Annotated in this window: 8 protein-coding genes; 1 reads left to right on the top strand and 7 read right to left on the bottom strand. The window is 52.7% G+C overall.

Annotated elements, in window-relative coordinates:
- Positions 1-234: 234 nt before the first annotated feature.
- The 7 genes from FJ147_22910 to FJ147_22880 form a co-directional block, all read right to left on the bottom strand.
- The gene (locus FJ147_22910; GenBank protein ID MBM4258738.1) at positions 235-2,601 is read right to left on the bottom strand and encodes a hypothetical protein; all 2,367 of its coding nucleotides are present in this window, start codon (positions 2,599-2,601) and stop codon (positions 235-237) included.
- Between the two features lie 293 nt (positions 2,602-2,894).
- Positions 2,895-5,300, bottom strand: a complete 2,406-nt coding sequence (locus FJ147_22905; protein ID MBM4258737.1) for a hypothetical protein — start codon at positions 5,298-5,300, stop codon at positions 2,895-2,897.
- Between the two features lie 16 nt (positions 5,301-5,316).
- A complete protein-coding gene (locus FJ147_22900; protein MBM4258736.1) occupies positions 5,317-6,594 on the bottom strand; it encodes a hypothetical protein in 1,278 nt (425 codons plus the stop codon).
- 11 nt (positions 6,595-6,605) lie between these two features.
- Positions 6,606-8,042 carry a DUF1329 domain-containing protein gene (locus tag FJ147_22895; GenBank protein ID MBM4258735.1) on the bottom strand — a complete coding sequence of 479 codons (1,437 nt, stop codon included), beginning with the start codon at positions 8,040-8,042 and terminating at the stop codon, positions 6,606-6,608.
- Positions 8,043-8,060: 18 nt separating this feature from the next.
- Positions 8,061-9,662, bottom strand: a complete 1,602-nt coding sequence (locus FJ147_22890; GenBank protein MBM4258734.1) for a DUF1302 domain-containing protein — start codon at positions 9,660-9,662, stop codon at positions 8,061-8,063.
- A 287-nt stretch (positions 9,663-9,949) separates the two neighbouring features.
- Positions 9,950-10,408, bottom strand: coding sequence for a hypothetical protein (locus tag FJ147_22885; GenBank protein ID MBM4258733.1), 459 nt, complete (start codon positions 10,406-10,408; stop codon positions 9,950-9,952).
- Between the two features lie 474 nt (positions 10,409-10,882).
- Positions 10,883-11,098: a hypothetical protein gene (locus tag FJ147_22880; protein ID MBM4258732.1), complete on the bottom strand. Its 216-nt coding sequence runs from the start codon at positions 11,096-11,098 to the stop codon at positions 10,883-10,885.
- A gap of 173 nt (positions 11,099-11,271) precedes the next feature.
- On the opposite strand from FJ147_22880, the gene FJ147_22875 reads away from it, so the two are divergent.
- Positions 11,272-12,735, top strand: coding sequence for a M81 family metallopeptidase (locus FJ147_22875; GenBank protein MBM4258731.1), 1,464 nt, complete (start codon positions 11,272-11,274; stop codon positions 12,733-12,735).
- Positions 12,736-13,075: the final 340 nt, after the last annotated feature.

Below are 13,075 nucleotides of genomic sequence, written 5' to 3'. Positions count from 1 at the left end.
GTGAAATCTTTCCTGAACACCCTAGCCCCCCCACCTCTCCCTACGTTATCTGTCTCTCCGCTATCGTACCTCACTCGCTCGGCTTTGGGTATCTTCTTTTCTCAAAATCACCTTAGTACGTTTTGCGAATGGTGAAGTACAGTACAAGACAGAAACCTTATGAGCATTTTCGCTTAGATACCAGTCCCTCTCAATGCAGACTTGCGTAGGTTCAGCGACATGGTCTTATGATGCTCAATATGTTGGGTGCTCTTCCGCGATGCACCGCCCACGTGCAACAGCGAAGCGTGGCTTGAGAAGGGACACTGCCGCCGGAATAAACACCAGCGCGCCAACTACATGAAACAGCAAGATCAAGCTCAATAATAAAGCCATCTCCGCCTGAAACTTCATTGGAAAGAAGACCCACAAGATCACACTGGCAACCAGTGTCGTGCCGGTGAAGAAAATCGCTCGGCCTGTGGTTAACAGTGCGCGCTCGTTGGCGAGGTCGAAGTCCTGGCTGTTCGCATACTCTTCAACAATGCGGCTGAGCACGTAATAGCCGTAATCGATGCCGATACCGATACCGACGGCAGCAACCGGTAACGAATTGATGTTCATATCGATTCCGGCCAGATACATAAAGGCTTCAGTCAATGGTTGCGCAATGATCGATGGTAACATCACGATGAGTGCAGCCAGCACCGAACGATAGGTGAGATAACTAAAGAGGAACACCGCGATGAGGACGAGCAGCAAATTGTAGCGGTACGCGTATTCGACTTCTTCTTGCACAGCGGCAAGAATGCCCACCAAGCCACCAGCGAGTCGAAAGGTGACTGCTTCGTGCGGATGGGCAGCCAGGTACTCTTTCGCTGTCGCGATAGCCTGTTTGGCTTCAGCGTTCGAGGCCTGGCGATAGTAGAGCGTGATCGGGGTGTTGCGATAACGATCAACCATCAGTCGGACGAGTTCAGGGCTGCCGCTCATAAGAAAAAAACTGGTGTCGATGTCGTGTTGTCGTGTCGGAAGAATTTCCCAATTGGGGTCACCTTCGTGGAGGAGGCGAAAGACGCGCTTGATGGTGGAGGTCGCGCTCGCTGACCCTGCAGCGCCATGTTGCTTCATGTGCCATTGGAACGCCTCAATGGCGGTGAGCACCGACTCCTGCTTGAGGGCATTTTCGATTTGCCCTTCGGCTACGACGATCATTTGACTGGTGCCGATGAACTTCTCGGCGACTGTACGCGCAGCGATGGTGTAGGGATGATCGGGATACATTAACGCTTCACCCATTGAGACTGTGCCAACCTGCAGTTTGCTGGACAGGTACAGACCCACTGTCAGCGAGAGCACCAGCATCACCACACTCGCATAACGGCGGTCGTCCTGACTGAGCCATACCAGCACGTGACACATTGCAGCATAAAAGCGGTCTGAGAGCCGTATTCCAGCTTTATGATCGCGAGGTGGCGGAGGAAGGAAGGTGAGCAACACGGGGTGGAGTGTGATGACACTGACCGCGATGGTAAGAATCCAGAAGCTGGCGATGAAAGCCAGATTCTGGATGACGGGAATACGCGCCACCGCTAACGTAAGGAGTGCCAGTGCGTCGGCGGCAATAGAAACAAATGCGGGATCAAACAAACTGAGATATGAGGAAACGATCGCTGCTTGCTTGTCAGCCAGGCGTGCATACTCTTCATGAAAGCGTTCCATCGACTGCACGGAGTGTGACAGGGCCCGAGCAGTAATGAGAACAAAGACCACCAGCACAAGCGGATCAAGGTGAAAACCACACAGCCCGGCAAACCCCAGAGCCCACAGCGCGCTGAGAAAACCAGAAAAGAGTGGGACGACTACCCCGATCCAGGTGCGGAAATAGAAAGCGAGCATGACGGCGATGGTCACCGTCGTGAGCGCCAGCACCAGCAAAATCGTAGGGTAGTAATACTGTACCCAGGCATAGAGCATGGGATAACCGGAGACGAAGATGCGAGTGTTGCCGTCCTGGTAGGTGGCTTGTAACTCGTTGATGCGGTGCCAGAGATAAGCGAAGTCAGTGCCTTGATCCCATAAGCCAGCAGTCACAAGTGCGGCTTTATCATCGAATGAGACATGAATGCCGCGCACGCCGCTATTGGCGTAGACTTTCTCGCGAATCTTCTGCACTTCTTGTTCGGTCTCGGGGATTTTTTTGACGATTGGCAAGGCAGTAATGCCAGAGGCTGAAATGGTGATATCGCGCACACTGGGATGGGCGAGTGAGACAACCTGGAATGGATTGATGCCGCGACTATCCATCAGTGCGCGGGTAAGTGAGTCGATTTTCTTGATGGTTTCTGCGGTGTAAATCGTCCCTTGCTCGACTTCGAGTACAACTTGCAGCACATTGGCGGTACCCATGAGTTGGCGATACTCATTATAGCGTTTGATGTAAGGATGCGCGGGCGGGTAGAGATCGAAAAAGTCAGTGTGAACCCGTAAACGTGTGACGCTGTAACCGAAGAGTATTGTGCCAAGCACGATGAAGATACAGACCGCGAGGCGATGGCGCAGTAAGAAATAAAGATAACGCTGGGTGAGGGCGCGGCGGTCGAGGAGGGTGAGGAGTTGCATGGAGACAAGAGGATAAGAACGCCTGTGGTTTTTTGCTGGAACAGTGCTGAAAATTCTCTCTCCCTTAGGGAGAGGGCTAGGGTGAGGGGATCAAGTATTGCGGAGCGATGAATGCGAATTGTGGATTGAGCAGGCAATGCGTGTGACCCGTTTCCTCCATCTGTAGTTCCCGTCGACAATCCCCAATTGGCATCCCCTCATCCTGACCTTCTCCCTGAGGGAGAAGGAACCTTTTGCCGTATCTGTGCGACTAGATCATTGCCGGAAACGCTTCGCTTATTCCGGCCTACTTCCTATGCCCCAGCATGTGCCGCTCCGCGTGCAATCGCTTCCTGCGCAATCCGCTCGCCACCAAGCACCCCAAAACGTGGCTTGAGCAATGACACTGCCGCAGGGATAAAGATCAACGCGCCGATGACGTGGAAGATTAAGATCAAGCTCAGCAACAACGCCATCTCTGCTTGAAAGCGCATGGGAAAGAAAATCCACAAGGCCACACTAGCTACCAACGTGGTACCGGTGAAGAAAATCGCGCGACCAGTGGTCATCAATGCGAGCTCGTTGGCTTTATCGAAGTCTTTCACTTCAGCGTATTCTTCGACGATGCGACTCAACACGTAATACCCGTAATCAATGCCGATACCGATACCGACCGCGGCAACGGGCAAGGAGTTGATATTCATGTCGATACCCCACAGATACATGACCGCCTCGGTGAGCGGCTGGGCAATCAACGAGGGCAACATCACGATGATTGCTCCCATCAGTGACCAGTACGTCAGGTAACTGAGGACAAAGACGGTTCCCAGCACTAGATAGAGGTTAATACGATACGAGTTTTCGATTTCCTCATTGACCGCGGCCAAGAGGCCGATGAGCCCACCGGCAAGGCGGAACGTCACGTGCTCTTGTGGATTGGCGGAAATAAATTCTTTTGCCGCTTCCAGCGCATTTTTTGCCACCAGATTGGAGTAATCGCGATAGAACAGGGTGACTGTCGCATTGCGGTAGTCTTCACTAAATAAGTGTCCGGCATCTTTCCCGCCGCCTTGATCACTGGTCGTGAAAAAGACGTTGCCTATATCTGACTGACGCGAGGGGATAATCTCCCAGTTTGGATCGCCTTCGTGGAACATGCGAAAGACACGCTTCAAGATGGAAATCGCGCTGATCGACCCGGCGGCTCCACCTTGTTGCCGCATGTAATACTGAAACTCCTCCATGCCACGCAGAACATCTTCGTTTTTGATCGCGTCCTGCTCTTTTCCTTCAACCACGACGACCATCTGACTCGCGCCCAAAAATTTCTCTCCCACTTTGCGTGAGGCGACATTGTAGGGATGATCCGAGTACATGATCGCTTCACCAATCGAAACCGTGCCAACTCGTAATTGGTGTGAAAGATAGAGTCCGACGGTAAACGAGAGGATCAGTGCGACCACACTGAGATAGCGTCGGTTATCCTGACTGAGCCAGACCAGGATACGGCACATGCCCTGATAGAAGCGGTCTGACAAGCGCGTGCCTGCCTTCGGGTCATGTTGTGGAGGTGGAATGAACGTCAGCAACACGGGATGAAGTGTAATGACACTAATCGTGATGGTGAGAATCCAAAAGCACGAGACGTAGGCGAGACTTTGAATGACCGGAATACGTGCGACCGCCAGGGTGAGCAGTGCTAACGCATCCGCCGCGATCGACACAAAGGCAGGGTCAAACAGGCTTAAGTAGGAAGATAAAATCGCCTCTCGGCGGTTACCGAGACGGAAGTACTCTTCGTGATAGCGCTCCATCGATTGCACAGAGTGCGAAAGTGCACGGGCAGTGATAAGCACGAACACCACCAGCACGAGGGGATCGATATTGAAACCGAACAAGGCCGCAAAACCGATGGCCCACAAGGCACTCAGCAACCCGGAAAATAAGGGAACCAACACGCCGATGATCGTGCGGAAATAAAACCACAGCAACACACAGATCACTACGCCAGTGAGAAAAATGACCCGCATGATCGCTGGCGAGTAGTGTTCGACCCAGGCATACAGCATCGGGTAGCCGCTGACATAGAGCTTGGTGTTGCCATCCTCGTAGGTCTTGTAGAACTCACCCACACGGTTCCACAGATACTCGAAATCAGTGCCTTCTTCCCACAAGCCACCGGTAATGAGCGCGGCTTTACCATCAAGGGAGACGTGCACTCCACGTACGCCAGGGGCGGTGTACACTGCCTCGCGAATCGAGGCTAACTCACCAGGTGTTTCTGGCACTTTCTTGACTAATGGTAAGGCGGTGATGCCAGACGCAGAGATCGTAATGTTTCTTACACTTGGGTGAGTGAGTGAGGTGACCTGGAATGGATTGACTCCCTTGGTTTCGACGAGTGCACGCGTCAGCCCATCGATTTTTTTGATGGTTTCGACGCTATAGATATCACCCTCTTGGACTTCCACAACAATTTGCAAGACGTTGGCAGTGCCAAACATCTGGCGATATTGCTGATAGAGTTGGATGTAGGGGTGGCCAGGGGGGTACAAATTAAAAAAGTCGGTATGGACGCGTAGATGAAGCGCCTGGTACCCAAGGAATATCGTGCCGAGCGCGATGAAGACACACACTCCGAGACGGTGACGGAGCAAAAAATACAAGTACTGCTGGGTGATATAGCGTCGATCCCATTTGCGCTGAACGTTTTCTGCCATGCGTTCTTCCTATGTTCTATTTCTCATGGACTGGCCGAACCCACACGCCTTGGTCAGGCGACTTTCCACTGGTAAGAACAAGTCCGTCAGCGCCAACGAAATAGGAATTGTCACTTGGAGTGATTGCTAACCGTCGCAGCCATGACAGACGATATTCTAAGCCGAGTTCGCGCTTTTCCCACTGCGTACCGCTTGAGGTGGAGACGAGGACTGCGCCTTTATCACCAACAATCCACCCCGTTTCTCCCTTGACGCCGATGTCGTACAGTGCTTCCTGACTGCCACTGGGTTGAAATTCCCACTGTCGCCCACCGTCCTGTGTGCGAGCAATGGCTCCCTCTTGTCCGACAACCCAGCCCTGTTGCGGAGAAATATAAAATAGACCATACAAACTTGGTGGCGGGGTCAGGGCACCAAAGGCTTCAAGTTCCTCATCGCTCATTAGCTCTTCGTTTCCGTCAGATCCTGCCTGTTTTGGCGGACGCGGAAGAGTGACACTTTCCCAAGTTTGGCCGCCGTCTTCGGTGCGGACGACGCGTCCTTGTTCACCGACAATCCAGCCATGGGTGGCGTCAAGAAAGAAAACTGAATTCAAGACAATGTCTTCGCGCACACGGGCATCATTGATGCCACTTTGCGTGATTTTTGCGATGATCTCACGAGAAAGCAGCTGCCCAGCCTTGGCAATAATCTCACCAGTGGTTGGGTCTTTAATATCGGTAAATGCGGCCGGGTCAATTTGTCCACGGCCAGTCAACGCTGTCGATAACGACCGCTCTTGCCAGTGCTGCCCGCCATCGTCAGTAAAGAGGACCGTTCCCCAGTGCCCGACTGCCCAACCTTTTTGGTTGTCAATGAAGTCAACGTCAAAGAGGGGATAGGTGACATTGCTGGTTTGCGCTTTCCAGCTCTTGCCTCCATCATCAGTGTGAAAGATGATGCCGCGTTCACCAACCGCCCAGCCGTTGTTCTGATCGGTGAAGTCCACTGCGGTCAAGAGCAAATTGGTCTTACTCGCTTGTTCCTGCCAACTCTTACCGCCATCAGTGGTATAGAACACCTTGCCCAGTTGACCGACGACCCAGCCAGTGTCTGGCGTGAGAAAGAACGCACCATGCAAGTTCACGGATGGTCGCGTGAGCGACCCTTGATTGGCATGGACTAACTCTGAGAACAGGAGCGCTACGGCAAAACCACACACTAACGCCCTGAGAGATGTATTCGTGATATGACGCATACGCACAAGGACATGTCTCCTTAACTGGGAGCTACGAAAAAGGGGATGGTCACCCATCCCCTTTTGACCTACTTGCCATACTCTAAGAAGCGTTCGAGTTGGAAGATGTCGCCACTGCGACCGGAGTTGTAATGCACGGTCGCGCCGCCCTCTTTGCCGAGCGGCATGTTGCCGTTGTCTAACCCGGCGGTGCCACGGTTGGTTCTCTCGTCACCAATGACGGTACCGACCCCATCAAAACAGACGAAATCTTTATCGCCATTTTTGAAACGGGGAAACTCCGCCCACAACGTGCCAGTCCGCCAGTATTCACCACTGCGGTTGTAGATCTGTTTCCAGACTGGGGAGAACGAGTTTTGTTCGATCGAGAAAATCTGCCGCCCGTAATTGTAATACGGATCTTTGGGCATGGCCTCAATGTAGTACACTGGCACCGGCACCCACAACAGGTCGCTGACCCACCATGAGGCATATTTTTGTGAAGTATCTTGATAACCAAACGAGACTTTTTTATAGCGTTGCTCGTACGCATCAGGGACATTCGCGTAGCTCAGGCTCGTCGAGTGTACAGCACTATAAGTGATATGGGCGGTGTAATCGTCCTCTGCTTGCTTGGCGCCCCGCGCCACGGGGATCAGGGCGGCGCCAGTGCCAACGTACTTCCATTCCATCATTTCCACTTTGCCGTTGTACATGGGCGTGCCATCGTCCTGCGTGAACTCGGTGCCGAGCGTCGCATCTGAACGGTTCGCAGCAGTGAGGCGACGCACCCGACGGGTTGATGGTGAGTAACTCCACACACTGTCCCATTTCTTGGGATCTGCCCAGCGCCAGGTCAGGTTTGACGAACCGAAAGCATCCGATGGTTCTTGAAAGAAGAAGATTTCCTGGAAGATCACCGGCCGATTGAGGCTAACCGCATTGCGACGAAAATCAACATACTGACGAATGACTTTCGGACTGAAGTAGCGATCATACGAACCACCATGAGGAGCAGAGACCACCCGTGCGCCTTCATGGTCTTGCTCGCCACAAGCGCCAGCTAAAGAGACCAGGTTCCATGCGATTTTAGCGCCGACTTTGGCGGGGTCTTCTTTGAAATCGATATCTGGATACGGATAACCAAGCGGCATTGGTGATGGCCGTTGTTTAGTGGCTTTATCGACGATGCCAGCCTCTGCGTCGACATCATATTTCCCGCGGCTTTTTTCGCTTGAGGCGTTAAAATCTTTGTCCCATAGTTTCGCTGGATTGAGCGTGTCTGGCTCTGGGAACTTACCAATGGTAAAAATGTAGTCCCCATTTTTGGTGCGATTGTACACCGCTTCTGGAACCAGGTCTTTGATGAGATCGGCATTCTCTTTAGTGATTTTCATACCGACCTTAAGGCCATACTTTTCGGTTAACGCGGTTGTGAGCGGTGGAGTATCTGCTGCATTGGCACTTGCCCATCCGAGTAATAGGGCGACCGTGACAACTCCTATGAGCGAACATCGTGTGATCATGGAAGTCCTCCTTTTATCTTAGAGCAAGTAATCGATACGAAATGCGAGGTTGTCTTTATCTTTGAACAAGCCGATGCCGCCGCCGAGACTTTGGACGAAGCGTCCTTCTAACCAGCTATACTCAACGCGGAAGCGGAATGGGTCGCGAATGAAGGTCAACGCTGGCTGAAAGAGCCACGCACCTTCCCAGTCATACAAAACGGTGGCTGAGGGTTGCACCTGGGAGATGTTGAAGAAGTAGGCTGCAGAGTAAAGGGTGTTGATACCAAAAGTGGTGACAAAGCTGGTGCGGTCAAGATCGATATACTCTCCGGGCTTGCGCTGCAAGGGAACTTTGATGCCACCTACTCCTCCCTGAAGGCCAGTGTAGAAGAGCTGGCCAGTCAGTGAGAAAGTATTGTTCGGGTTCAAGAAGCGCCACCATTGGTTATGGTCAAATCCAATCACACCACGGATCACATTCCGTTTAGGAATGGGGACACCGAGGCGAAAGTTCTGGTTCTCTATGAAGAAAGGTTCGCCAAAAAACCCAGCGAGTTCGGTCCGAATGACGGTGTAATTCAGGTTCAAAGGAGTGAGTGGTGTAGTAGCAGTAAGACCGACAATTTGCACGTTGGGGTATTTGAGACGCAGGACCGGATTGCTGGCTTCGTTGAGGCGCAGAGCGGCTGTCGCACTATCTGGATAGGTGGACATATAGGCGAGTGAGAACGATATATCTGCCCACGTCCACATCAGTCGCGTTCCCCAGCGACTATCTTTAAGTGAGCGATCCGGACGTTCAATTTGGTTTCCTCGTGAAGCACCACGACCAAGTTGAGCAAGACTTGCCACCAGTGTTGGAGGAAAGCCTCTCGGCGAAGCTGCGCCAGTCACTCCCCACGGGGTGCGGCCTGGCGCTCCGGCTGGTAAACGGGAATCGGGAGCAATGAAGGCTTCAAGGGCAGCGTTGTAAATATCCCATTGCGGATAGTCACCGAGCCCCACGGTTGCCCGTACCATCATCAATGGTCGGCGCCGTTCATCAAGCGGAATCAAGAAGCCACCAAAGCCATTATCGAGAGGGTTAATGCGATCAAGCAAACGGAAGGCATCAGTTTCTCCCCACGACAGATTTTGCCGTCCGATGCGGAGGTTCACGGTCTTGAGCAGCTGGAATTGGCCGTACACTTCAAAGAGTTGCAGGCGATTGCCCTTCTGCAAGCGTGGGGGAATCGGTTTGCCTTCTGAGCGCAGTTTGTGACGAAAAATATCCGGCCCGTAGTCGTACACGCCGTCGTACTCGAAGCGGGGGTTGAAGAAGAAGCGCGCGTCTTCAACGTGTAAGAGGTCAACTAACTCTCGCCCGAATGGCGCATGCTGGAGCCACGGTTGGACCTGCACGAGGAGTTGTGGATCAATGAAATAGCGATGCTGCAGCATCGTCCAATCCGATGCTTTGGGTGCAAAGCGGCGCGAATCTGTCGTGCGGAATCGCACTTGATTATAGAACACACCGGATAACTGTATGGTCCGTGCATCGTCGAGAAAAATCGCTTTCGTCGGATTGACGAAAACAAGATTCATAAGAATAAAAACGGCAGATGCCAGTAACGCAGACCACCTCGTCCATGGGCGCATTGTCATCCCTCCTTTGCGCTGTGTCGACACGCGCAGCAAACGACAACTACAGAACTGGGTCAATGTATTAGCCGTGTTTGTACCTTTCAGACGGCGTTTCCACGAGCGATCAGTTGCTCGGCGAACTCACCAACTGAACGGTCATTCAGGTCGTGTCACGCGTAGATTTCCCCCATTTGTGAAGCCCTCCTTTTGGCATAGAACTGATGATGCAGGTTTCTGTTACCAAGGTTTCATTCTCATTTCATGCTGGTCTTGTCAAGGGAGAGGGGTGCTTGTGGCGCAGGCTATGGGTCGTCGCCTTTACGAGAAGAACCAGCTGTGATCTTGGTGACCAGGAACATGTGATCGCCCACGTAGAGATGGCCTTCGATGATTATCATTTGCCCTTCAATCTGGGGATCGCGGAGGACATTGAGCAGCTCCGCAGGGCCAGTAAAGTGGAGCTGACGCGGGAACAGGCCTTCGAGCAATCGCGTGCCGCTGGGACTGCGACCGGAGAGTTTTTCGACTTTTGCGATCTGCATCCGCCACTTTACGCTCTTGATAGAAACATTGAGTGAGGAAAGTCCTGCCGCTTTTCCTTCGGTGACGGGGAGAAAACTGCCAGTGAAGCGTACCAGCGGCGGTGGTTCCGGGCTGATCTGTGCTGCCGTATGACCAGGGCAAAGGAAGAAACAGAGCAAGATGGTCGTTACCATTATATCCATCGAGAGGAAAACGAAACGGTAGGGGAGGGAAGTCATGAGAAACCTCCTATATAGAATTGCGTGGCACTAAAAACGGGAGAATTGTTCTTTCTTCCTCACCCGTTTCGTTTGACTGTTTTAATGCGGAGCATTTTCCTTGAGCGCTCCAACATCTTTCTCCATCGTTCCATGTCATCGGTATTCTCTGTTATCAAGTCGGCCTTCGCTTTTACTGCGCAGAGAGCGATGAGGATATCGTTAATGTGATCTTGTGGCTCTACCGCTCCATGGCGTTATGGTCTGGGGTGACGATATGCCCTCGCTGTAGGAAACTTGAGTTGATCTCGTCATAGTCTCTTTTGTCGGCTGCTGTCCGTGCTCCAGCGTAGAGTTCTTGCATCACTACCGAACTCAGGCGTGCACGCCTTGTTTCTAGAGCTTGCCGAAAAAGTGCTGTATAGGCTTCTTCACGAAGCATTGGGATCAGAACGGAGCTGTCAAAAAGAAGAGGGGGAGGGAAGGGCACGTGCGTTATTCCCGTGTTGCTCGTCGGTATGCGTCCCGTGCGGTTCCTCGCTGACGTATTCTCTTGATATTATCCATGACTTCCTCTGCTGCAAGCCGGTCATCAATCACAATGCGAATAGCCTCTGCCTCGCTTTTCACTCGTAGTTTTTTCATGAGCCGTTGCACTTTATCTTTTTCCAGGCTGACGGTTTTCCGCACTAACGATGAAGCTTTTGCCATGTTGTCCTCCGACCACATTGGGTGACTTAAGTGTGAGGTACAGCGATGGAGTTCGTCAAGAGGTCTCTTCGTATTGGCGGGGGTTTTCGTTCCTCTTTGGTGATTGACGCTTGCACCCTACCGGGTGATGGCAGTAAAACACGCTTCAGCAAACCGAAAAGGAGGAACACACGATGCGTGTCGCCATTGGTGGATATATCGCTGCCGTCAACTCGTTTGTGCACTACAAGACAGACTTGAACATGTTTCAGCGCAGTACGCTGACTGGGGATGCGGTTTTGAAGGTGGGTCGCGGAGAGACCTGCATTTCCGGTTTTTTGGATATTGCCGAACAACAAGGATGGGAAGCAGTCCCCTTGCCGTTCAGCGTACCGGGCGTGTGGGGGACGGTGACAACCGAAGCGCATGAGTGGTTGAAGGAGCAAGTCCTCTCCTCATTGCGTAAAGCCGGGAAGATCGATGGAGTTTTCTTGCAAATCCATGGGACTGAGGTTGTTGAGAATGGCGTTGATGGCGAAGGCGATTTTCTCGCTGCGATCCGTAACCTGATTGGAGATAAGGTGCCGCTGATTGCGGCGCTCGACGGCCATGCCAATGTCACCCCACTGATGGTGAAGTCGGCGAGTATGTTGATCGGTGTGAAGACCAATCCGCATTACGATTTTGTTCCAGTCGGTCGCACGGCTGGTCGTGTGATGGCAGGGATGTTCAACGGTGAGGTGACGCCCACCAGCGCCTGGGCACAGCCAGCGATGGTGACTGGCTTACAGAAACTCTACATTGCCCCAGGTTGGCCGATGGAGCATCTGATGCGGGTCGCGGCGAATCTCGCTGTGCGTCATCCACAAGTATTGGATGTGTCGTTGCTAGGCGGGTTCTTTCCCTCGGATAAACGCGAGACTGGTATCAGTGTGACGGTGACAACCAACAAAGAGCTAAAACTCGCACAAGAGATTGCTGAGCAAATCAAAGACGCATGCTGGGCTAAGCGTCACGCCTTTCATACTGACATGGTGTCAGTCGAAGAGGCGGTGCGTGAAGCGATCGCCACAGAAGAAGGACCGGTGCTGCTTGGTGATATTGCCGACAGTGGTGGTGCTGGCACTCCTGGTGATGGCACAGCCATTCTGGCCGAACTGATCAAACAAAAAGCCCGTGGAGCTGTGATCGGCAACATTGCAGATGCGGCGGCAGTGCAAGAAGCTGTAAAGGCGGGAGTTGGTAAGGATGTCACTCTCACTGTTGGTGGCAAGACCGACAAGTTTCACGGCGAGCCGGTACAGATCAGTGGCAAAGTGCGGGTGATTCATGATGGTGTCTACACAGCATCGACCAGCTTTAATGCAGGCACCTATCGCCGTGGCACGACCGTTCTCGTCGACTGTGGCGGACTAGAAGTGATCCTGACTGCCCGTCCATGCTTAGTGTTCGAGGCCAATCACTTCCGCAGTCTTGGTATCGACCCGTCGCAGCGCAAAATTCTCGTGTGCAAAGCTGAGTTGCAACATCGAGCTGGTTTTGAAGGGCAAGTGAAGAAGATGATCGATGTTGATGCTCCAGGACTGGCGACGCAGGACCTGTCGCGTTTGCCGTGGAAGAATATTCGGCGGCCGGTGTTTCCGTTGGATGACATCTAGTACCGTGTCTCATAACTTCGTGAGCAGTTGTAGGGCGTGCGAAGCGCGCCAACTGACTGGCGCGTGGTACGCGCCCTACGATTTCACTGCTAATAAACTTGCGAGACACGGTACTAGTAGATAGTCCAGAAAGTTTTGCTGGCTAACTCAAGGGACGTCATTCCCGCGAATGCGGGAATCCAGGCGGCTTAGGCGGTGGCAGGAAACAACTTACCGCAATAGTGATTGACCGGAGTGGAGAGCCTCTGCACAAGAGCAGGGATGAGAGACGAGACCATTGTGTGCTGGCTTCGGTCTAAGTATCGAAGTCTGGTCGAAGAGCTGGATGAACGCGGGCGAC

It is taken from the genome of Deltaproteobacteria bacterium (assembly GCA_016874775.1).
Lineage (GTDB): Bacteria > Desulfobacterota > Binatia > Bin18 > Bin18 > VGTJ01.
The sequence above is the reverse complement of the archived record's forward strand: the minus strand, read 5'-3'. Positions and strand labels throughout refer to the sequence as shown.